Raw genomic sequence first — 20,745 nt, forward strand, 5'->3', positions numbered from 1 at the left:
GGGCCCCCATAGCCCAACGGCAGAGGCAGGCGTCTTAAACACGCTTCAGTCCGGGTTCGAATCCCGGTGGGGGCACAGAGCGACGGAGCTCAGCTCGCGGTGACGTGCTCGCGGTGCAGCGCATCGACCATCGGCGCCAGCTCGGGCTGATCGGCCGCCTCGGCGAGGACCCGCTCGAGGGTCGCGTCGTGCACGGGGCGGGCACGGTCGTGCAGCTCCTGACCCGCGGCGGTCAGCTCGGTGTAGATCCCGCGACGGTCGTCCATGCAGAGGATGCGTGTGAGCAGCCCGCGGTCCTCGAGCCTGTTGACCAGACGCGTGGTCGCACTCGGACTCAGCGCTGCGGCACGGGCGAGCTGCTGCATCCGCATGTGCCAGCCGTCCTGCCGGTTCAGCGCGTCGAGCACCGTGTACTCGACGACCGACAGGCCGGCCTCCGCCGTGAGGGCGCGTTCGAGCTCGGCCTCGATCATGCCGTGCAGCGCGGCCAGCGTGCGCCAGCCCTGTGCCCTGATCTCGACGGCGTCATCCGCGATGCCCATGGGAGCTCCTCTCAGCGATAGTTGCTTGCGCCGGTTAGTTGCGTGTGCAATCATTGTTCCTGCATCCGCAAAATCCAGCGTCTGCAACTACTTGGCAAGTCTAACAGGAGAACCCTCATGCCTCTCGGACTCATCGCCCTCGCCATCGGAGCGTTCGGCATCGGTCTCACCGAATTCGTCATCATGGGTCTGCTGCCGGAGGTCGCGACCGACTTCGGCGTCAGCGAGGCGACCGCGGGCTGGCTGATCTCCGGGTACGCTCTGGCCGTCGTGATCGGAGCCCTGCTGCTGACCGCGCTCACCATCCGCCTCCCCCGCAAGCCTCTGCTGCTCGGACTGGTCGTGCTGTTCATCGTCGGCAACGTGCTCACCGCCGTCGCCGACACCTACGCGATCGCCATGGTCGGCCGCATCATCGCCGCGCTCGACCACGGAGCGTTCTTCGGAGTGGGTTCCGTGGTCGCCTCGGGCCTGGTGCGCCCCGAGAAGAAGGCGGGCGCGATCGCCATCATGTTCACGGGACTCACCGCGGCGAACGTGCTGGGCGTGCCGTTCGGCACCTTCCTCGGCCAGCAGCTCGGCTGGCGGTCCACCTTCTGGGCCATCTCGCTGATCGGCGTCATCGCCTTCGTCGGCATCGCCGCGCTCGTCCCCGCGCAGCGCGGAGCGCAGCAGCAGGTCAGCCTGCGCGCCGAGCTCGGCGCATTCCGCTCCGGCCAGGTCTGGCTGTCCCTCGCCGTCACCGTGCTCGCCTACGGCGGGATGTTCGGCGCGTTCACCTACATCGCGTACACGCTCACCGAGGTCAGCGGATTCGCCTCCAGTTCGGTTCCCTGGCTTCTCGTGCTGTTCGGCGCCGGCCTGGTCGTCGGCAACTGGCTGGGCGGGCGCCTGGCCGATCGCTCGATCGACCGCACCCTGCTCGCCTTCATCGGCGCCCTCGTCGTCGTACTGGTCTTCTTCGGCTTCACCGCGCAGTGGCAGATCGCCACGATCGCGTCGCTGTTCCTGATGGGCGGTTTCGGCTTCGGGACGGTTCCGGGCCTGCAGAGCCGCATCATGCAGTTCGCGGGCCAGGCCCCGACGCTGGCATCCGGCGCCAACATCGGCGCCTTCAACGTCGGCAACGCCCTGGGTGCGTGGGCCGGCGGAGTCGGCATCGCGGCCGGCCTCGGCCACACGGCCCCGATCTGGATCGGCGCCGGCATCACCGCGGCCGCCCTCGTCGTGATGGGCATCGCCATGGCCACCGCGAAGGCGGGCGGCACGGTATCCGTCTCCACCTCCCCTGAACTCGCCCACGCGAACTGACCCACTTCCTCGAAAGGAAATCATGTCCATCCCCACGATCACTCTGAACAACGGCATCGAGATGCCGCAGCTCGGCTTCGGCGTCTTCCAGGTGCCCGACGACGAGACGACCGCGGCCGTCGCCGAGGCCCTGCGAGTCGGCTATCGCAGCATCGACACCGCGGCCGTCTACGGCAACGAGGCCGGCGTGGGCCGCGCCATCGCCGACTCGGGCATCGACCGGTCCGAGCTGTTCATCACCTCGAAGGTCTGGAACTCCGACCAGGGCTTCGACGCCACGCTCCGCGCCTATGACGAGGCGCTGGAGAAGCTCGGCCTCGAACAGCTGGACCTGTACCTGATCCACTGGCCCACGCCGGAGCGCGACCTCTACCTGGACACCTGGCGGGCACTCGAGCGGATCCACGCCGAGGGGCGCGTGCGCGCCATCGGCGTGTCGAACTTCCAGCCCGCACACCTGGACCGCCTCGTCGCGGCATCCGAGGTCGTCCCGGTGGTCAACCAGGTCGAGCTGCACCCGGCCATGCAGAACCGCGACGTGATCGCGGCGAACGCTCGTCACGGCATCGCGACCGAGGCGTGGAGCCCGCTCGCCCAGGGCGCCGTGCTGCGCGACCCGGCCGTCGTGGCGATCGCCGAGGCGCACGGCGTCTCCCCCGCACAGGCCGTGCTGCGCTGGCACCTGCAGCAGGGCCGCATCGTGATCCCGAAGTCGGTGACGCCGTCGCGCATCGCGGAGAACTTCGACGTGCTCGGCTTCGACCTCACCGCTGACGAACTGGGTGCGATCGACACGCTCGAGCGAGACGGCCGCACCGGCCCGCACCCGGACGAGTTCCACGCCGCCTGAGCGACGCCCGCACAGCGAAAGGCCCGGATCCGATCGGATCCGGGCCTTTCAGCGTCGATGTCACGCCTTGGTGTCGGCGGTCTCCTTGGCGGGAGCCTTCTTGGCAGCCGGCTTCTTGGCGGGAGCCTTCTTGGCGGGGGCCTTGGCCGCAGCAGCCTTCGCCGGCGCATCCTTCGATGCGGCATCCTTCGCGACCGGAACGTCCTTCTCGTCGGCGACCTGCGCCGGAGCGGGCTTCGCGGCAGGAGCGGCCGGGGCCGCAGCGGGAGCCGCCGGACGGGGTCGAGCTGCGAACTCCTCGAAGACGTAGCGCGGGTTCTGCACGGTCTCGAGGTTCACGATGTCGCGACCGAGCCACAGGTTGTTCCACCAGCCCCACAGCACGCGCCACTTGCGCTCCCACGTGGGCATGGCCAGGCCGTGGTAGCCGCGGTGCGCGACCCAGGCGACGAAGCCCTTCAGAGCGATCTTGCCGGACTGGAACACGCCGTTGTACAGGCCGAGGCCCGCGACCGCACCGAGGTTCTTGTGGAAGTAGTCCTTGGTCCGCTCGCCCCGCAGCACGGCCACGAGGTTCTTCGCGAGGACCTTCGCCTGACGCACGGCGTGCTGGGCGTTGGGAACGCAGTAGCCGCCGACACCACCGCCGGACAGGTCGGGGACGGCCGAGACGTCACCGGCGGCCCAGGCGCCCTCGACGGCCTCCTCGGCGGTGCCGACGCGCAGGTCGGCACGGGTGCGGATGCGACCGCGCTCCTCGACCGGCAGGTCGCCGCCGCGCACGACGGTGGGGTTGGCCATGACGCCGGCGGTCCAGACGATCAGGTCGGTCGGGATGACCTCGCCGGTGGACAGCTCGACGTTGCCGTCGATGGCGCCGGTGACCTGCGTGTCGAGGTGCACGCTGGCGCCGCGCTTGGCGAGGTCCTTCAGCACCCACTCGCTGGTCTTCAGCGAGACCTCGGGCATGATGCGCCCCATGGCCTCGATCAGGTGGAAGTGCGTGTCGTCGAACGACAGCTGCGGGTACTTCGCGACGAGGGCGGATGCCAGCGAGCGCAGCTCGGCGAACACCTCGATGCCGGCGAACCCGCCGCCTACCACGACGACGGTCAGCAGACGGTCGCGCTCGGGGCCCGCCGGGATGGAGGCGGCCTTGTCGAAGTTCGACATCAGCTTGTCGCGCACGGCGACGGCCTCTTCGATGGTCTTGAGCCCGATCGCGTTGTCGGCGATGCCGGGGATCGGGAAGGTGCGCGAGACGGCGCCGGCGGTCACGACGATCTGGTCGTACGCGAACTCGTAGGACTCACCCAGCGGCGGGGTGATGGTCGCGACCTTGTTCGCGTGATCGATGCCGGTCACCTTCGCGGTGATGACGTTGGTGCGCTTGAGGTGGCGACGGTGCGCGACCACCGCGTGACGCGCCTCGATCGAGCCGGCCGCGACCTCGGGCAGGAAGGGCTGGTAGGTCATGTACGGCAGCGGGTCGACCATGGTCACCTCCGCCTCGCCCTTGCGAAGGTGCTTCTCGAGCTTCCAAGCGGTGTAGAAACCTGCGTAGCCTCCACCGACAATCAGAATGCGGGGTGCAGTGCTGTTCTGAGGCACAGGGGGACAACTCCTCGTCGTCAGGGTGTGGGAGTGCGTCTACCGCGCTCCGATCGGATACGCCGGGCAGCTGCGGTGACGCCAAGCGCTATCAGAGTACCAGGGACTGTGAGCGCCAGGAGCGGCAGGGTACCGTACCGCAGCGTCTCGGCGGACGGGAGCAGGGGCGATCCGGGCTCGGAGGGCGCGTCCGCGGCGGGCAGCGGCGGCACCGGGACGGGAGTCGCGGTCGCGTCGGGAGTCGGGTCGGCGGGCGAAGCCGCGCGCCGGTACAGGCGGATCCACTCCTTCAGATCGCCCATCGGGTTGGCCTTCACCTTCGGCACGGATGCCGTGACCGCGGCGTTCGCGTCCAGCAGGCCGTAGCCGTACTGCACGTCCGGGGTCTTGGTCATCTCGGGCACCTTGATGGCCGTCCTGATGATCCGGTTGATGACGTTGGCGGCATCCAGCTCGGGATGCGCGGCGCGCACGAGCGCGGCCACGCCGGCGACGATCGGAGCGGCGCCGCTGGTGCCGTCCCAGGAGACCACGCTGCCGTCTGCGGTCAGCCCCAGCAGGTGCTCGCTGGGCGCCATCACGCCGATGAAGATGCCCTGGGTGGATGCCTCGACGCTGGCCGTCCCGGTCTGGTCCACTCCCCCGACCGTGAGCACGCCGGGGATCGTTGCGGGTGCGCCGACGATCGATGTCCCGCTCCCCCGGTTCCCCGCGGCGACGATGACGACCACATCGTGCTCGAAGGCGTACAGGAACGCGTCGTCCCAGCTCCGGTCCCAGTCCAGAGTGTTGGTCGTGAACGACAGGTTGATGACCTTCGCACCGTGGTCCACGGCCCATCTCATGCCCTCGGCGACCTGTTCGGTGAACGGCTTCGTCGCCGAGGACCCCGGGAAGCCCAGCGATATCGACAGCAGCTTCGCGCGGGGCGCCACGCCGATCATCCCGGTGCCGTCGGCGTTCCCGGGCGCCGCGGCGGTCGACGCCACCAGCGTTCCGTGGTCGCTGTTGATCACGCCCACCGGCGAGCGGCCGTCCTTGCTGCCGACGCCGGACTCGTCGACACCGCCCGCGACGGAGTCGCCGAAGGCTCCCGCCGCCTTGCCGATGCCGGTGTCGAGCACGGCGATCGTCACGCCCTCGCCGAGGGTCGTATTCCACGCCTCCCGGATGCGGGCGCCGTCGAGCCAGTACTGCTGTGCGCGGACCGGGTCGGCGGGATCGTCGGGCACGGGCGGCGCTGTGGGCGCCGGCGTCTCCGCCTGCACCGGCACGGACGTGACCGGCGCCGGTGCGGCGGGTGCCGCGGCGACCGCCGGCGAGGCCGCCAGGACGACGGATGCCGCCATCGCCGCGGACGCGGCGAAGCTCGACAGCATCCGGCCGCGGGTCATCCCGCCGCGCTCGTTCCGACCGCAGCGCCCGGCTGCACGCACGCGCACCGCTCGGGAGACCAGCTGGAGCGGGCGAGCGCCGCATCGCCGATCGGGTTCACGCCGGGACCGGCCGCGAGCGCGTGACCCGCGAGGGCGTGCAGGCACTTGACGCGGGTGGGCATGCCGCCAGCGGACACGCCGGAGATCTCGGGCACGTCGCCGAAGCCGGCGCGGTCGGCGAGGTAGGCGTGGTGCGCCGCGAGGTACGCGGCAGCGACGTCCTCGTCGTCCTCGAGCAGCGCGGCGAGCTCGGGCATCACGTGGTCGGCCTCGAGCGTGGACATCGCGGCGGTGGCCGCCGGATGCGTCAGGTAGTAGAACGTCGGGAACGGCGTGCCGTCGGCCAGACGCGGAGCCGTGGCGACCACGGTCGGGTTGCCGCACACGCAGCGTGCGGCGATGCCCACCACGCCCCGGGCCTCGCGTCCGAGCTGGCTGGACACGACGGCGATCTCAGCGGCGGTCGGCGTCTCGTAAGGCGGGGTCGTCACCTCACCAGCGTACGGGTCGCGACCTGTGTGAAGACTCAGTGCGCGGCGCGATTCAGCCCGCGGGCGTCTCCACCGCGCTCTTCGCCAATCCGGCGCCGGTGAGGCTGCGCAGCAGTTGCGGCATCCAGTCCGACGGACGCTCCTGGATCTTGTCGCTGACGTGCTGCTGGGCGGGCGGGACGTCAGCGGGGTCGAGGTCGTTGTCGACGAGGTAGATGACCTCGCCCGGCTTGGTGTAGTAGAGCCTCTCCCGCGCCTGCGTGGTGATGTAGGCGGGGTCGTTCCAGCGGGTGCGCTCCTGCTCGAGCGCGGCGATCTGATCCTTGGTCAGCTGCACCGAGTGCTCGAGCGCGGCGATCTTCTGACGCTGGTCGAGGTAGGTCCCGATCGACGGCACCAGGACCCAGGTGCCGAGGACCACGAGCGACAGCATGATCACGGCGAAACCGGAGAGGCGGATGCCGCCGGCCCACTCGCGCACGTCGACGCGTCGGCCCTCGCCGCGAACAGGGCGGTCCCGCGGCTGCGAACGGTCCTGTCCGGTCGTGCGGTCCTTGCCCGGGCGCTTCGCCGGGGACGCCGAAGGGGGAGCCGGACGTCTCGCCATGGCTCCCCCTTCGTTCGTCGGATCTCTGCGGCCAGGACCCCTGATCAGGCCTTGAAACGCGGGAAGGCCGAGCGGCCCGCGAACACCGCGGCGTCTCCCAGCTCCTCCTCGATGCGCAGAAGCTGATTGTACTTCGCGACGCGCTCGCTGCGTGCGGGCGCACCGGTCTTGATCTGACCCGAGTTCACGGCGACGGCGAGGTCGGCGATCGTGGTGTCCTCGGTCTCGCCGGAGCGGTGCGAGAGCATCGTGGTGTAGCCGGAGCGGTGAGCGAGGTTGATCGCGTCGAGCGTCTCGGACAGCGTGCCGATCTGGTTCACCTTGACCAGCAGCGAGTTCGCCACGCCGGTGTCGATGCCGCGACGCAGGCGCTCGGGGTTGGTCACGAACAGGTCGTCGCCGACCAGCTGCACCTTGGAGCCGATCGCGTCGGTCAGCGCCTTCCAGTTGTCCCAGTCGTCCTCGGCGAGCGCGTCCTCGATGGTGACGATCGGGAAGTCGCGCACGAGGCCCTCGAAGTACTCGATGAGCTGCTCGGGCGACCACTCCTTGCCCTCGACGCGGTACACGCCGTCGGAGAAGAACTCGGTCGCGGCGACGTCGAGGCCGACGGCGATGTCCTTGCCCGGGGTGAAGCCGGCCTTCTCGATGGCCTTGAGCAGGAAGTCCAGGCCCTCGCGGTTGCTGGGCAGGTCGGGGGCGAAGCCGCCCTCGTCGCCGAGACCGGTGTTGAAGCCGGCGGCCTTCAGCTCGCTCTTGAGCACGTGGTAGGTCTCCACGCCCCAGCGCAGCGACTCGGAGTAGGTGTCGGCGCCGATCGGGGCCAGGAAGTACTCCTGGAAGTCGATGCCGTTGTCGGCGTGCTCGCCGCCGTTGATGACGTTGAACAGCGGGACGGGCAGCAGGTGCGCGTTCGGGCCGCCCAGGTAGCGGAACAGCGGCAGGTCGGCCGAGTCGGCGGCGGCCTTCGCGACCGCGAGGCTGACGCCGAGGATGGCGTTGGCGCCGACGCGGCTCTTGTTGTCGGTGCCGTCGACCTCGATGAGGATCTCGTCGATGACGCGCTGCTCGCTGGCCTCGACGCCCTCGATGGCGGGGCCCAGCTCGTCGATGACCGCCTCGACGGCCTTCAGCACGCCCTTGCCGCCGTAACGGCTCTTGTCCCCGTCGCGCAGCTCGTATGCCTCGAAGGCGCCGGTGGATGCGCCGGAGGGGACGGCGGCCCGCTGCACGATGCCGTCATCGAGGAGCACCTCCACCTCGACGGTCGGGTTTCCGCGCGAGTCCAGGATCTCGCGTGCGCCTACAGCCTCGATCAGTGCCACGGGTGTGCTCCTTTTCAGGGAGGGAAGGGTGGTGGTGTGGAGCGACGTCGATCCGCGGTTCAGTCTAGTCATTCGACGTCGCGGGCCCCGAGGGTGTTTCCGCCGAGCCGATGGCTCCTCAGACCACGACCGCGACCGCGAAGCCGTCCCAGCCCTTGATGCCCACGGTCTGCAGGGCGGTCGCGTCGAAGCGGGGGTCCTCTCCCAGCATCCGCAGTCCGTCCCTGGTTCCGACGACCTTGGAATCCGGACTGGTGTCGTTCACGATCTCGCCGTCGCGTCCGATGTTGTCGACGATGACCACGGTGCCCGGGTGGCCGAGCCTGGCCGCCCAGTCCAGGTAGAGCGTGTTCGACTCCTTGTCGGCGTCGATGAACACCAGATCGAACCCGCCGACCAGGGTCGGCAGCACGTCCGCACCTCGACCGACCCGGATGTCGACGCGGTCCCCCACGCCTGCCGCGTCGATGCTCGCCCGCGCGACGGCGGCGTGCGCGGCCTCCGCCTCGATCGTGACGACGCGGCCCTGCTCCCCCACACCACGGGCCATCCAGATCGTCGAATAGCCCCCGAGCGTGCCGATCTCCAAGACGCGGGCGGCGCCGGAGATGCGCACCAGCAGGTTCAGCAGCTTGCCGGCGACCGGTGCGACCTCGATCTCGGGCATGCCCGCCGCGCGCTGGGCGGCGAGCGCCGCCTCGAGGGCGGGATCGTGTCCGACGAGGGTGTCGGCGAGGAAGTCGTCTGCGGCCCGCCAGGCCGCCGGGGTGGAGTCCATGTGCTCAGCCAACCGCGGTGGCCGCGTGCGGTCAAGGGAGCGCGCGGCGGACGACCGGTCCTCCGACGGCGTCAGGCTCCCGGATGCCGTGGACGCGGCTCCGCGAGCGCGGGCTGCCGGCGGAACTCTCCGGTCAGCAGCAGGATGATCACCACCACGGCGCACGCGATCCAGCCGGAGATGCCCAGCGCGAGCGCGAAGGCGGGATCGGGGCGGGTTCCGGCCGCGAAGAGCACGAGAGGGAGACCCGCGGAGGCGTTCAGGGCGCCATGGGCGAACACGGCCGGCCACATCGACCCGGACCTCAGCCGCAGATAGCCGAACAGCACGCCCCAGGCGATGCATCCGCCGGTCATCAGCAGCACCCCGGTGATGTCGGTGCGGCCGAAGTCGTATCCGAGCAGGATCACCGGCGCGTGCCACAGACCCCAGATCGCCCCGCTGACGAGCAGCGCCGTCCAGGTGCCGTATCGCCGCAGCGCCGGGACCAGGAAGCCTCGCCAGCCGAGCTCCTCTCCGAAGGCGGCGAGCGCGTTGATCGTGATCGCGGCGAACGGCATGGAGAGCAGCTGGGTCAGGATCAGCACGCCCAGCGGCGGCAGCGCCGTGCCGGAGGCAGCCACCAGGGGGTTCGCCTCGAGGGCCTCCCTGTAGCCCGAGAAGTCGACCAGGTCGAGCGTGATCCAGCCGAGCATCGACGCGATCGCGAGCGCCAGGAGCACCACCGCGAACGCACCGAAGACGGCGATGACGCTCATCCAGATCACGCGTTTCGCAGGGCGCAGCGGCCACATCCCCAGGAACCTGAGCCGCTGGCCCTTCGGAATCGGCCGCATCACGAACAGGACGATCAGCACGGCAGCCGCGGGGGCGTACATCATCACCGGGAGCAGCAGGCCGGCGCCCGGAGTCGTCAGCCCGTTCCCCAGCCACAGCGGCAGCGCCACCAGCCACGCGAGGCCCATCGCCACCACCACGTAGGCGATGATCGCGTTCAGGCCGATCCTCGGCATCCGCTCGCTCGGCCCCTCGACGTTCTGCGTCTCGCTCATCTCCACACTCCTCACCTCGCGGCCGACGATGCCCGCCGCAGTCCCTCCAGCACGGCCGCCGCATCGTCGGCGCCGTCGACGGTCACGGCGAACCGGCGTCCGCTGATGCGGGTGATCTGAAGCGCCCGCCCAGCGCGCAGCACGACACCGCGTCGACCGTCGACGGCGATCCGCCACCCCCAGCCTCCGAAGTCGCGCAGCGGATCGACATCCAGGACTTCGACCTTCGCGATGTCTGACAGGCGGATGCGCGTGCTCGGGAGTCCGACGATCGAGCGGACGCGCAGCCCGTCCGTCGTCACTCGCACGCGGAACACGAGGCTGGTGCCGACGGCGAGCAGCAGCAGTGCCGTCACGCCGATCATCAGCAGGGCGGAGCCCCAGCTGCCGGTCAGCGAAGCGCGGGCGACGAGGACGCCCGTCAGCGCGACGGTGATGAGGACGCCGATCCCGAGCAGCACCTGCCCGCTCCGGGCCATCACGACCGAGCCCGACCATTCGGTGCGTCCCGAGGCCGACGGCTCGACGGATTCCGCACGCTGGTCACCGTCGGACGCGGCCGGTTGCGCGAACCAGCCGGCGAGGGTCGCGACGACCGCGCACGCGCTTCCGACAGCGGCCCAGCCGCTGATGTCGGGTGCGTCCGCGGCATCCGCCACACCGAGCTGGACGCCCATGCTCGCGACGGATATCACCGTCAGCATGACGGCCAGCCCGAGGTTCACCGCGGCGAGGAATCGCGCCGTGGAGACGGTCGGGGCCGGCCCCTGCGACAGTGCCGCCGGGCCGGGACGGGTCTGCTGCAGACGCGGGAGCGCGCGGGCGAGCCAGGCGAACAGGATGACGAGCACCACGCCGATCCCGACCGGAAGCAGATTGAGCCAGGGCGAGGCGAAGCCGTCGGGCCTCCCATCGCCCGACCAGTGCACGGCCGCAGGGTCCGGCACGTGCGGCAGCAGGACCACCACCACGATCGCCCCGACGAGCAGGGTCGCCAGCGGGACGATCAGCCCCACCCAGCGGATGCCGCCGCCACGGCGTCGCTCGTCGACCGACGCCGACGTCATGAGCTCTCCGCCCGCCGGTCGAGATACGCCTGCAGGGTCGCGGCGCCCACCTCCGCGCCGTCGACCGTGACGACCAGGGGCCGCTTGTCGCGCCGCTCCACCTCGATGGCGGGGCCGGTGCGCAGCACGATCCCGGTGCGGCCGTCCATGCCGACCCGCCAGCCGAAGCCGCCGAACTCGCCGAAGGGGTGACACTCCACCGCGCGCACCGACACGATCTCGTCGAGCGGGACGTGCACCTGGGGGAACCCCACCTGCGAGCGGACGGTGAGTCCGTCGGCGCCGGCGCGCACGCGGAAGGACGCCGAGGTCGCAAATGCGAAGCCGATGATCACGAGCGTGAGCAGCGGGATCCAGAACGCCTCGTGCGCCTCGAACACCATCACCGCGGTGATGCCGACCACGAGCACGACGATGAATCCGATGATCAGCATCGCAACCCGCGGCATCGAGGCCGTGGCCATCCAGACCACCCGCTCCCCTGCCGAGATCGACGCGAGATGCGCGGGCTCGAGCGGCTTCGCCGGAGTCGGACGCACATCCGGCTGCAGCACCCAGCCCACGGCGGTCAGCACCAGAAGGGCGCAGAAGCCGCCGACCACGACGGGCCAGATCGGTCCCACCTGGGCGGCCTCCGACAGGCCCCGCTGCAGGGCGACGGATCCGCCGTTGATGACGGCGCTCAGCGCCGAGAGCCCCAGCGCCATTCCTCCCAGCAGACGTGAGGCACCGCCCCACTGGGTGCGGCCCATCGCCAGCACCATGGCGACGATGAGGACCGGGAGTCCCAGCCCCACGCCGATCGCCAGCCACAGATACATCGTCGGCGAGCCGAGGCGATCGACGCCGCCCACTCCCCAGTGCGTGGCGGCCGGGTCGGGTAGCGACGGCAGCCAGCCGATGATGAGCACGACGACCACGGCAGTGATCACGACGGGACCCAGCAGGCCGATGGTGACGAGCATCCGGCGCGCGCGGCGCAGATCGCTCGCATGCTGCGCGGTCACGGACTGCTCGGTGGAACGGTCGGTCATGACGCCATCTCCTTGATGATCGCGGCCAGCGTGGCCGGGGTGAGTCCGAGTTCGGCGCCGCGGCGGACGAGTGCCGCGATCTCGTCGGCGAGTTCCGCGAGGGGTGCGGCGGATGCCGAGACGACGGCACCGCGGCCGCGGCGGAGCTCGATGAGCCCCTCGTCGCGCAGCTGCTGGTAGGCGCGCAGGGCGGTGTGCACGTTGACGTCGATGCCGGCGGCGAGCTCGCGGGCGGCCGGCAGGCGATCCCCCGGGTGCAGCCGGCCGGCGAGGACCTCGGCGCGCACCGACGCCGCGATCTGCTCGAACAGCGGCGTCGCGCTGTCGGGTTCGACTCTGATCAGCATGGGATCACCTCCGTTGGTTTAATCTAGCGCAACTAGAACAACTAGTACAAGTAGAACTACCATTGAAGACTTTTGTCGGTACGCTCCAGCGGATGCGGCGCGAGCGGATGCGGGTGCGCAGACTGACAGGCATGCGCATCACTCCCCGACGCCTGGCCCTGGGCATGAGCCTGTGGATCCCGAACCTGTTCAGCGGCATCCGCGTGCGACGATTCAGCGAGGACTGGACCCACGCGACCGTAGAACTGCACGTGAACGTGTTCACCCGCAACTACGTGAAGACGGCGTTCGGCGGGTCGATGTCCGCGATGACCGACCCGTACTTCTTCATGCTCGTGATGCACCAGCTCGGCCGGGATCACGTCGTCTGGGACACCCGCGGCGAGATCGAGTTCGTCAAGCCGGGACGGGGCGTGCTGACCGCCGAGTTCTCGGTGCCGAAGGAGAAGGCCGAAGAGCTGCGCGAACGCGCGCGGGGCGGCGCGAAGGTGCTGGAGTGGTTCGAGACCGAGATCACCGACGCCGAGGGCGACGTCGTCGCGCGGGTGCGCCGCGAGGTCTACGTGCGCGAGAAGAAGCGCGTCACCGAGGCCGGTCGGGCGTAGCAGTCCCGTTCACCTGACCGCGGGCCCGCGCGAAGCCAAGCTCATCACGCGGTCGGGGCGAGAGCAGGTCACCCGCCGTTCACCGCGCGGTGCCAGGATGGGCGGATGCCCCTCGCACGCCGCCTGTCCCTCGCAGATGCCGTCGCGATCGGACTCGGCTCGATGATCGGCGCGGGCGTGTTCGCCGTCTGGGCCCCCGCGCTCGGCGCGGCCGGATCCGGCATCCTCGTCGCCCTCGCGATCGCCGCCGTCGTCGCGTTCTGCAACGCCACCTCCTCCGCGCAGCTCGCGGCCGTGCATCCGGTGTCCGGCGGCACCTACGCGTACGCCCGGGCCGAGATCGGCCCCTGGACGGGCTTCGTGGCCGGCTGGTGCTTCGTCATCGGCAAGACCGCCAGTTGCGCCGCGATGGCCATGACCTTCGCCGCCTACGCCGCACCGGACGGATTGCGCACGCCCGTCGCGGTCATCGCCGTCGCCGCGCTGGCCGCCGTGAACTGCTTCGGCGTGACGCGCACCGCGATGCTCACCCGCATCCTGGTGGTCGTCTCGCTGCTGGGCCTGGCCGTCGTCGTCGCGGCCGGGTTCTCGAACTCCGCGAACGCCACGCCCGCTCCCCTGCCGGACGCCACCGCCTACGGGGTGCTGCAGGGGGCGGGCCTGCTCTTCTTCGCGTTCGCCGGGTACGCGCGCATCGCGACCATGGGCGAGGAGGTCGTCGACCCCGCACGCAACATCCCGAGGGCGATCGTGCTCGCCCTCGCCGGCGCCGTCGTCGTCTACGTCGTGATCGCCCTGTCGGTCACGCTGACGCTCGGAGCGGATGCCGTGGGCAGCGCGCATCCGGTCGCCGACGTCGCCGCCGCAGCCGGCTGGACCTGGGCGGGCCCGGTCGTGCGGATCGCCGCAGCCGCCGCATCCCTCGGCGCGCTTCTGGCGCTGCTCACGGGCATCGGACGCACCACGCTGGCCATGGCCCGCGAGGCGGATCTGCCCCGCTGGCTCTCCGTCATCGACCCGCGCTGGCAGGTGCCCCGCCGGGCCGAGATCACGATCGGACTGATCGTGATCGCCGTGGTGCTGATCGCCGACCTGCGCGGCGCGATCGGCTTCTCGTCCTTCGGCGTCCTGCTGTACTACCTGCTGGCGAACGCCTCGGCCTGGCGGCAGTCCGCCGACGTGCGGCGCTATCCGAGAGCGCTGCAGGTCATCGGGATGCTCGGATGCCTGGCGCTCGTGGTCACGCTTCCCGTGCTCGGGGTCATCGTCGGCGCAGAGGTCGTCCTCGCCGGCGTGGCGTACCGTCTGCTGCGACTGCGGTTCGCGTCGCGGTCCTGACCGGGGTCAGAACCCCTGCCGGTAGCCGCTCGGCGCCATGCCGAGCACGGTGCGGAAGTCGCCGGTGAGGTGAGCGTGATCGGCGTAGCCCAACTCGGCCGCGAGAGCGGCGAGGTCGAGCCCGGGGTCGTCCCGCAGCCGCTGCGCCGCCTCCTGCAGCCGTCGACGCCGGATCATGGCGAGGGGCGGAAGCCCGACGTGGCGGTGCGTCATGCGCTGCAGCGTCCGCAGCGAGACCGCGAGTCGCGTGGCGGCCTGCTCGGCGCTGCGGATGCCGGGGTCGGTCATGATCAGCTCGGACATCGCATTGGCCTGCAGACCGGCATCCGTCGGCGCTCCGGCGCGCTCGGCGAGCCACCCCGACATGATCGCGACCGCGTGGGGCAGCCGGTCACCCTCATCGCCGTCCATGACCGCTGCGATGGGTTCGAGCAGGTCAGGAGCGGCCAGGATCGTCCACGAGTCCCGCAGCTCGGCCGGCTTCTCGGTCAGGGCCGCGACAGCGGTGGGACGGAGCAGCGCACCGACGGCCCACCCTCGGCCGGTCAGGTCACGATGGGTCGCCGTGGTCGTCGCCCCCACGAGTTGCACGCCGGAGGGCTCCACCACCAGGTTCAGGGCGGGATAAGCGACGATCTCCTGCCGCGACGTCTCCCCCGGGTCGAGCTCCCATTCGGGGATCCAGAACCACGCGACCAGGTGCTGCGCGTCCGGCGTCGGCGGCAGCCGGTGGAAACGCGGCATCCGGTCGGGATACAGGACTCCGCGTCGCGCATCGATCATTCCAACGACGATAGGCGCGGTCTCGGACATCTGTCGCGAATCTTCAAGCCCCGGGTGAGGCGTCGCTCGTACCGTCGGATCATGGAAACCACGCAGAACCAGACGAACAGCGGCCTCACCGGCATCCACACCACCGACGGACGCCCGAACCGCTCCACCTCGCTGACACCGTTCCTCGCGATCCCGGACGCGGCTGCGGCCATCGCATTCTACCGTGACGTGTTCGGCGCACGGGTGATCGACGTCACCGAGTTCGGCGGTGTCGTGGCCCACGCCGACCTGGACTTCGGCCTCGGCGGCCTGCAGCTCGGCGAGCCGTCGCCCGACTATCACCTCGTCGCGCCGCCGCAGGGCGAGGACGACTGCTACTCGATGGGCATCTACGTGCCCGACGTCGATGCCGTGGTCGCCCGCGCCGTCGAAGCCGGGGCCGTGGTGCGCGAGGCGCCGTCGGACTTCGTGTCGGGCGACCGGTTCGCCAGCATCCGCGATCCCTTCGGGGTGCGCTGGTCGGTGATGAGCCGCGTCGAGGACCTCTCCGAGGAGGAGAGCGCCCGCCGCGTCGCCGAGTGGGCGGCATCGTTCTCGTCCGCTCCGGAGGACAACGCCGGCTGACCGGCATCCGCGGCGCCCGGGTCGGAGTCAGCCGGTCACGGGCGCCGGCAGCGCGGCGACGACGGCGGGGAGCAGCGCCTCGGCCGTGCGGCGATAGCCGAGCGCACTCGGGTGGAAGCGGTCCAGGCTGAACATCTGCTCGGGCTCGTCGAGGAACAGCGGGCCGACGGTGCGGCGCAGGGAGACGGATGCCGCACCGGCGCGTGCCGCCCCCTCGGCCTGTACCTCCGCCAGCCGGCGGGAGAGCCGGGATGCCAGTGTGCGCAGCGGTTGCGGCACGGGCCGCAGTGCACCGAGGTCCGGGCAGGTGCCGACGACGACCCGCGCACCGCGCTGCTGCAGTCGCTGGATCGCCGCGACGAGATGTCCGACCGATTCGGCCACGGGGATGCGGTGCGTCACGTCGTTGCCGCCGACGACGATCACGGCGACATCCACCCTGTCCTCGGGCGTCAGCCGGTCGACCTGGGCGGCGAGGTCCGGCGACTCCGATCCGACCACGGCGAGCGACCGCAGTCGGACTGGTCGGCCGGTCCGCTTCGCGAGCCCTTTCGCGAGCCGCCCGCCGAGCGTCTCCTTCCGCCGGCTCGCTCCGAGCCCCGCGGCGAGTGAGTCGCCGACGATCAGCAGATCGATCGGGTCACCGGGCAGGCGCCTCCGCCACACGCGATCCACCGCGAGCGCGTCCTCCCCCAGCGGCTTGCCGATGCGACGACGGGCGATCGCCGCCTGCCGTGCGAGGCCGAAGCGGACGCCGATGGCGGCCGCGGCGAGCACGGCGACGGTCAGGAGCGCTGGGCGGGCGGGGTTCATGCATCCGATCCCAGCGTCCGGGCGTGAACGCCGCATGAACACCGGAGGACGGGTGTTCGGTGGACGCCGGGCACCCATCGCCCGTCGTCGGCACAGATCGGGGGCCGACACGCCAGATCTCGGACGTTTCCCGCGGATTCGTCCGAAATGTGGCGTGTCGGCCCCCAGAGTGCAACGCCAGGACGCTCGGATGCCGCTCAGGCCAGCGGCTTGACCTCCGCCGAGCCCGGCTCGTCACCGGCGCGCACCGACACGAAGCCGGTGTACCCGTCGGCGGCGGAGCGCTCCAGCAGACCCTTGAGGTTCTTCGGGCGGCGCTCCAGGCGCACGCGCCCGCCGCTCTTCGACAGGCTCAGCGACCGAAGGACCGCCGCCTTGTGCGCGAGCAGTTCGGAAACCGGCACGTCGGCGTCGTGCACGAGCACGATCGCCTGCGCGGCGTCCGCCTCCTGCTCGGCGACCAGGTCGACGATCCGCTCGAAGCCGATCGAGAAACCGACGGCGGGGACCTGCTGGCCGAGGAAGCGCCCGATCATGCCGTCATAGCGCCCGCCGCCGCCCAGCGAGTAGCCCACCGAGGGGTGCGCGAGCTCGAAGATCGTGCCGGTGTAGTAGCCCATGCCACGCACCAGGAACGGGTCGTAGACGAGCGGCGGCTCACCGGCGTCCGGACGGGCGGCGACGACCGCCTCGCCGAGTCCGACCAGGTGCGCGACCAGCTCGTCGGGTGCACCCTCGGGCAGCGCCTTGCGGATCTGCCGCTCCCCGTAGGGGTGGTACTCCATGGTCTGCGGGCGCACGAGGAACGCGGCGAAGGCGTCGACCGCGGATGCCGTCGCACCGCGCTCGCGCAGTTCGGCGGCCACGCCGTCGGGCCCGATCTTGTCGAGCTTGTCGATCGTGATCAGCACCCCCGCACGCTCATCCTCGGTGAAGCCGAAGGAGTCCAGCATCCATTCCAGCGCGCGCCGGTCGTTGACCCGCACCATGCCGCCCTCGAGTCCGAGTGCATCGATGGTGTCGAGGGATGCCACGATCAGCTCGGCCTCGGCGCGGGCGCTCTCGTCGCCCATGATGTCGATGTCGCACTGCACGAACTGGCGGTAGCGGCCCTTCTGCGGCCGCTCGGCACGCCACACGGGGCCGATCTGGATCGAGCGGAAGACAGCGGGCAGCTGACCCCGGTTGGTGGCGTAGAACCGCGCGAGAGGCACGGTCAGGTCGTAGCGCAGGCCCAGGTCGCTGAGCGCAGCCGGGTCGTCGGCGGCCTCGCGGATCGCGTCCGCGTCGAGTCCGCGGCGCAGGATGTTGTACGACAGCTTCTCGTTGTCGCCGCCGATGCCGGCATGCAGCCGGTCGTACTCCTCGACAACGGGGGTCTCGATCTCGTCGAATCCGTGCGCGCGGTAGCGCTCGCGGATGACGGCGAGCACGCGCTCGCGTCGGGCCTTGTCAGCGGGGAGGAAGTCGCGCATTCCGCGCGGCGGGTTCACGTTTGCCACCCGTCCATCTTTCCAGGTGCGAACGGTGTCCTGTGCGACGGGTGCTCACGCACGTTTTGACATAGTGGAAGGATGCCCGAGAACGATGCGCGCCCGATCGTCGCGGCGCCGGCCATGGAATGAGCGCGACGCCGATGCTCGCCCATCCCTCCGCCGACCGCTTCGCCGAATGGATCCAGTTGGTCGAGGACTACGGCGGCCCGGAGTCCACCGAGCTCGTGGGGTCCGGATTCCACGGCAACCGAGAGCCGCGGGTCCCCGTTCTCACCACGGACGGCTATGCGACCTGGCTCGCGATGCTCGCCGAGGAGGCGGATGAGTCCGTCCCACCCCACCCGGGGCGGGTCAAGAGCTCGTGGTTCTGGATTCTCGACGACGGCGGCGCGTGGGTCGGGTTCCTCGCCCTCCGACGCAGCCTGAACGCCGCGCTCCTCGAGACCGGCGGGCACATCGGCTACTCGATCCGTCCGTCACGTCGTGGCGAGGGTCTTGCCGCACGGGCCCTGGCCGATGCGCTCGTCGAAGCCTCCGCGATCGGATTGGAGCGCGTGCTGATCACCTGCGACGTGGACAACATCGCCTCGGCGCGGACGATCGAGCGCAACGGCGGCGTCTACGAAGACTCTCGCGGCGGGAAGCGGCGTTACTGGGTGCCGACGGGACCGAAACGGACGATGGAAGGAGGATAAGGCCGGTTTCGGAGGCTCGCCGACGACGTCTTCCTTCTTGCATCCTCTTCGCGGAGCTCGGCGCGCGTCCTGCGGAGAGGTTCAGCCTGCCTCTGCCGCGCGGACCTCGTCCTCGAGCCCGCGGAGACGCTCGCGCAGGGCGCGCTCCGCGTCCCAGCCGTTCTCGCGGGCCTGGGCCACCAGAGCGAGAAGGGCATCGCCGAGGGCGGATTCGGATGCGAGGGCGGGCCCTTCGACGGACTCAGGGCCCGGGGCGGAGCCGACGACCTTCGCTGCCCGCCCGAGCACCTTCTGCGCGCGTGCCAGAGCCGGCATGCCGGCGGGCACCCCGTCCAGCACGCTGCGCCGCTCGCGCTTCTCGGCAGCCTTGGCCGCGTTCCAGTGCACGAGCACCTCTTCGGGCGTGGTGGCCACCGCGTCGCCGAAGACGTGCGGATGCCGGCGCACCATCTTCTCGGTGAGGCCGCGGGCCACGTCGTCGATGTCGAACGGCTCGTCGGGATCCTGCGCGGCGACGGCGGAGTGGAACAGCACCTGCCAGAGCAGGTCGCCGAGCTCCTCGCGCAACTCCGCGCGATCGCCGGTCTCGACCGCGTCGATCACCTCGTGCGACTCCTCGATCAGGTACGGCACGAGGTCCCGGTGCGTGATCCGCTGCGACCACACGCAGCGCTCCCGCACCTGCCGCATGGTCTCGGCCGCGGCGCGCAGCGGGTCCGACACGTCGCGCAGCGGATCGGGGTCGGTCATGGCGTCCTCCTCAGGCGGTCTTCGCCAGCATCCGGTAGTGACGCGCGCGCATCGAGACGATCGCGCCCGACAGCACCAGCGCGATCAGCGAACCGGCCAGCACACCCAGGATCGCCTCGTCCCGGATGTCGCCGCCACCGGCGAACGCGAGGTTGGCGAGCAGCAGGGACACCGTGAATCCGATGCCGCCGAGCACACCGGCGGCGATCAGGTCCGGCAGCACCAGGGCCGGTGCCGTTCCGCGCGGGCGCAGCTGCAGACTCAGCCAGCCGAACAGCGTGATGCCGACCACCTTGCCGACCGGCAGGGCGATGAGGATGCCCCAGAACGCGGGCGACAGCTGCGCCGGCGACACCTGCGGGATCACGACGAAGGCCGCCACGAACGCGAACACCGGCAGGATCAGCCCGTTCACCGTCGGCTCCAGCGCATGCCTCACGCGCTCCGCGGGCACGGGGGCCATCACGAGTCCGAGCAGCACGCCGGCGATCGTCGCGTGGATGCCGGAGACCGCCATGAGGCCCCAGGCGATCACGCCGACCACGCCCATGGCCACGGCGATGCCGGAGTGCCCCGTGGCGTGCAGCCAGTGGCTGAGCGCCCAGAACACGGCGACGGCGACCACCGAGAGCGCGAACATCAGCCAGTTCACGTCGTGCGCGAACAGCACGGCGATGAAGATGATGCCGATGATGTCGTCGAGGATCGCCAGGGCGAGCAGGAACACGCGCACGGCCGCCGGCAGTCCCTTGCCGAACATGGCCAGCACGCCGAGCGCGAAGGCGATGTCGGTCGCGGTGGGAATCGGCCAGCCGACATGCGTCTCGCCGCCGCCGGCGATTAGCAGGTAGACGAGGATCGGCACGATCACGCCGCCGGCGGCGGCGATCGCGGGCTGCACGGCCTTGCGCACCGAGTTCAGTTCGCCGTGGGTGAGCTCGTGCCTCAACTCGATCGCGACGACCAGGAAGAAGATCGCCAGGAGGCCGTCGGCCACCCATTCCTCGACGGACAGGTCGAGCGCGGTGCCGGGGATCGCGATGTGCGCCTCCAGCACTGCGGCGATCCCGTCGTGGGTGGACAGGTTGGCCAGCAGCAGCCCGAGCGCCGCAGCGGCCAGAAGGAGGGCGGAGGGGAACTGCTGACCACGAAGGGGGTTTACCGAGATGCGCATCCCCTCCATCGTAGGTCGTCGGGTT

22 protein-coding genes and 1 tRNA gene are annotated in these 20,745 nt (G+C 70.7%); 7 read left to right on the forward strand and 16 right to left on the reverse strand.

Annotated elements, in window-relative coordinates; genetic code table 11:
- The first annotated feature begins 2 nt into the window (after positions 1 to 2).
- A tRNA-Leu gene (locus MIAR_RS08455) sits at positions 3 to 75 on the forward strand.
- A 14-nt stretch (positions 76 to 89) separates the two neighbouring features.
- Here MIAR_RS08455 and MIAR_RS08460 read toward each other — a convergent pair.
- Positions 90 to 542, reverse strand: a complete 453-nt coding sequence (locus tag MIAR_RS08460; protein ID WP_285634134.1) for a MarR family winged helix-turn-helix transcriptional regulator — start codon at positions 540 to 542, stop codon at positions 90 to 92.
- A gap of 117 nt (positions 543 to 659) precedes the next feature.
- Here MIAR_RS08460 and MIAR_RS08465 point away from each other — a divergent pair, with 117 nt between their 5' ends.
- A complete protein-coding gene (locus MIAR_RS08465; RefSeq protein ID WP_285634140.1) occupies positions 660 to 1,853 on the forward strand; it encodes an MFS transporter in 1,194 nt (397 codons plus the stop codon).
- A gap of 22 nt (positions 1,854 to 1,875) precedes the next feature.
- Entirely contained in the window at positions 1,876 to 2,703 is an 828-nt protein-coding gene (locus MIAR_RS08470) for an aldo/keto reductase (RefSeq protein WP_285634141.1), read from the forward strand.
- 60 nt (positions 2,704 to 2,763) lie between these two features.
- On the opposite strand, the gene MIAR_RS08475 is transcribed toward MIAR_RS08470, so the two are convergent.
- From MIAR_RS08475 to MIAR_RS08520, 10 genes are all read right to left on the reverse strand, one after another.
- Positions 2,764 to 4,314 carry an NAD(P)/FAD-dependent oxidoreductase gene (locus tag MIAR_RS08475; protein ID WP_285634144.1) on the reverse strand — a complete coding sequence of 517 codons (1,551 nt, stop codon included), beginning with the start codon at positions 4,312 to 4,314 and terminating at the stop codon, positions 2,764 to 2,766.
- Between the two features lie 20 nt (positions 4,315 to 4,334).
- Positions 4,335 to 5,708 carry a S8 family peptidase gene (locus MIAR_RS08480; protein ID WP_285634147.1) on the reverse strand — a complete coding sequence of 458 codons (1,374 nt, stop codon included), beginning with the start codon at positions 5,706 to 5,708 and terminating at the stop codon, positions 4,335 to 4,337.
- Positions 5,705 to 6,241, reverse strand: a complete 537-nt coding sequence (locus MIAR_RS08485) for a DUF501 domain-containing protein (RefSeq protein ID WP_285634150.1) — start codon at positions 6,239 to 6,241, stop codon at positions 5,705 to 5,707. Before MIAR_RS08485 ends, MIAR_RS08480 begins: the two co-directional genes overlap by 4 nt.
- 52 nt (positions 6,242 to 6,293) lie before the next feature.
- A complete protein-coding gene (locus MIAR_RS08490; protein ID WP_285634153.1) occupies positions 6,294 to 6,848 on the reverse strand; it encodes an FtsB family cell division protein in 555 nt (184 codons plus the stop codon).
- Positions 6,849 to 6,892: 44 nt separating this feature from the next.
- Positions 6,893 to 8,173, reverse strand: a complete 1,281-nt coding sequence (eno, locus tag MIAR_RS08495; protein ID WP_285634155.1) for a phosphopyruvate hydratase — start codon at positions 8,171 to 8,173, stop codon at positions 6,893 to 6,895.
- A gap of 118 nt (positions 8,174 to 8,291) precedes the next feature.
- A complete protein-coding gene (locus MIAR_RS08500; protein WP_285634157.1) occupies positions 8,292 to 8,951 on the reverse strand; it encodes an O-methyltransferase in 660 nt (219 codons plus the stop codon).
- Positions 8,952 to 9,022: 71 nt separating this feature from the next.
- Positions 9,023 to 10,003, reverse strand: a complete 981-nt coding sequence (locus MIAR_RS08505) for a CPBP family intramembrane glutamic endopeptidase (protein WP_285634159.1) — start codon at positions 10,001 to 10,003, stop codon at positions 9,023 to 9,025.
- Positions 10,004 to 10,014: 11 nt separating this feature from the next.
- Positions 10,015 to 11,070, reverse strand: coding sequence for a DUF1648 domain-containing protein (locus MIAR_RS08510; protein ID WP_285634161.1), 1,056 nt, complete (start codon positions 11,068 to 11,070; stop codon positions 10,015 to 10,017).
- The gene (locus MIAR_RS08515) at positions 11,067 to 12,104 is read right to left on the reverse strand and encodes an SdpI family protein (RefSeq protein ID WP_285634163.1); all 1,038 of its coding nucleotides are present in this window, start codon (positions 12,102 to 12,104) and stop codon (positions 11,067 to 11,069) included. Before MIAR_RS08515 ends, MIAR_RS08510 begins: the two co-directional genes overlap by 4 nt.
- Positions 12,101 to 12,451, reverse strand: coding sequence for a GntR family transcriptional regulator (locus tag MIAR_RS08520; protein WP_285634166.1), 351 nt, complete (start codon positions 12,449 to 12,451; stop codon positions 12,101 to 12,103). Before MIAR_RS08520 ends, MIAR_RS08515 begins: the two co-directional genes overlap by 4 nt.
- 131 nt (positions 12,452 to 12,582) lie before the next feature.
- Here MIAR_RS08520 and MIAR_RS08525 point away from each other — a divergent pair, with 131 nt between their 5' ends.
- Both MIAR_RS08525 and MIAR_RS08530 read left to right on the forward strand, forming a co-directional pair.
- The gene (locus MIAR_RS08525) at positions 12,583 to 13,056 is read left to right on the forward strand and encodes a PaaI family thioesterase (protein WP_285634169.1); all 474 of its coding nucleotides are present in this window, start codon (positions 12,583 to 12,585) and stop codon (positions 13,054 to 13,056) included.
- Positions 13,057 to 13,161: 105 nt separating this feature from the next.
- On the forward strand, positions 13,162 to 14,394 hold the full coding sequence (locus MIAR_RS08530) for an APC family permease (protein ID WP_285634172.1): 1,233 nt from the start codon (positions 13,162 to 13,164) through the stop codon (positions 14,392 to 14,394).
- A gap of 6 nt (positions 14,395 to 14,400) precedes the next feature.
- On the opposite strand, the gene MIAR_RS08535 is transcribed toward MIAR_RS08530, so the two are convergent.
- The gene (locus MIAR_RS08535; RefSeq protein ID WP_285634175.1) at positions 14,401 to 15,177 is read right to left on the reverse strand and encodes a helix-turn-helix domain-containing protein; all 777 of its coding nucleotides are present in this window, start codon (positions 15,175 to 15,177) and stop codon (positions 14,401 to 14,403) included.
- A gap of 81 nt (positions 15,178 to 15,258) precedes the next feature.
- Here MIAR_RS08535 and MIAR_RS08540 point away from each other — a divergent pair, with 81 nt between their 5' ends.
- A complete protein-coding gene (locus MIAR_RS08540; RefSeq protein ID WP_285634178.1) occupies positions 15,259 to 15,792 on the forward strand; it encodes a VOC family protein in 534 nt (177 codons plus the stop codon).
- A 27-nt stretch (positions 15,793 to 15,819) separates the two neighbouring features.
- Here the strand turns inward: MIAR_RS08540 and MIAR_RS08545 are convergent, their stop codons facing one another.
- Together MIAR_RS08545 and MIAR_RS08550 are read right to left on the reverse strand one after the other, a co-directional pair.
- Positions 15,820 to 16,605 carry an SGNH/GDSL hydrolase family protein gene (locus MIAR_RS08545; RefSeq protein ID WP_285634181.1) on the reverse strand — a complete coding sequence of 262 codons (786 nt, stop codon included), beginning with the start codon at positions 16,603 to 16,605 and terminating at the stop codon, positions 15,820 to 15,822.
- 197 nt (positions 16,606 to 16,802) lie between these two features.
- Complete coding sequence (locus MIAR_RS08550) at positions 16,803 to 18,080, reverse strand: histidine--tRNA ligase (RefSeq protein ID WP_285635713.1); 1,278 nt, start codon at positions 18,078 to 18,080, stop codon at positions 16,803 to 16,805.
- A 161-nt stretch (positions 18,081 to 18,241) separates the two neighbouring features.
- Here MIAR_RS08550 and MIAR_RS08555 point away from each other — a divergent pair, with 161 nt between their 5' ends.
- Positions 18,242 to 18,796: a GNAT family N-acetyltransferase gene (locus MIAR_RS08555; protein WP_285634184.1), complete on the forward strand. Its 555-nt coding sequence runs from the start codon at positions 18,242 to 18,244 to the stop codon at positions 18,794 to 18,796.
- Between the two features lie 81 nt (positions 18,797 to 18,877).
- On the opposite strand, the gene MIAR_RS08560 is transcribed toward MIAR_RS08555, so the two are convergent.
- Positions 18,878 to 19,546, reverse strand: coding sequence for a nucleoside triphosphate pyrophosphohydrolase (locus MIAR_RS08560; protein WP_285634187.1), 669 nt, complete (start codon positions 19,544 to 19,546; stop codon positions 18,878 to 18,880).
- A gap of 10 nt (positions 19,547 to 19,556) precedes the next feature.
- Positions 19,557 to 20,720 carry a Na+/H+ antiporter NhaA gene (locus MIAR_RS08565; RefSeq protein ID WP_285634191.1) on the reverse strand — a complete coding sequence of 388 codons (1,164 nt, stop codon included), beginning with the start codon at positions 20,718 to 20,720 and terminating at the stop codon, positions 19,557 to 19,559.
- Positions 20,721 to 20,745 lie beyond the last annotated feature (25 nt).

It is taken from the genome of Microbacterium arabinogalactanolyticum (assembly GCF_030268005.1).
Taxonomy (GTDB): Bacteria; Actinomycetota; Actinomycetes; order Actinomycetales; family Microbacteriaceae; genus Microbacterium; species Microbacterium arabinogalactanolyticum.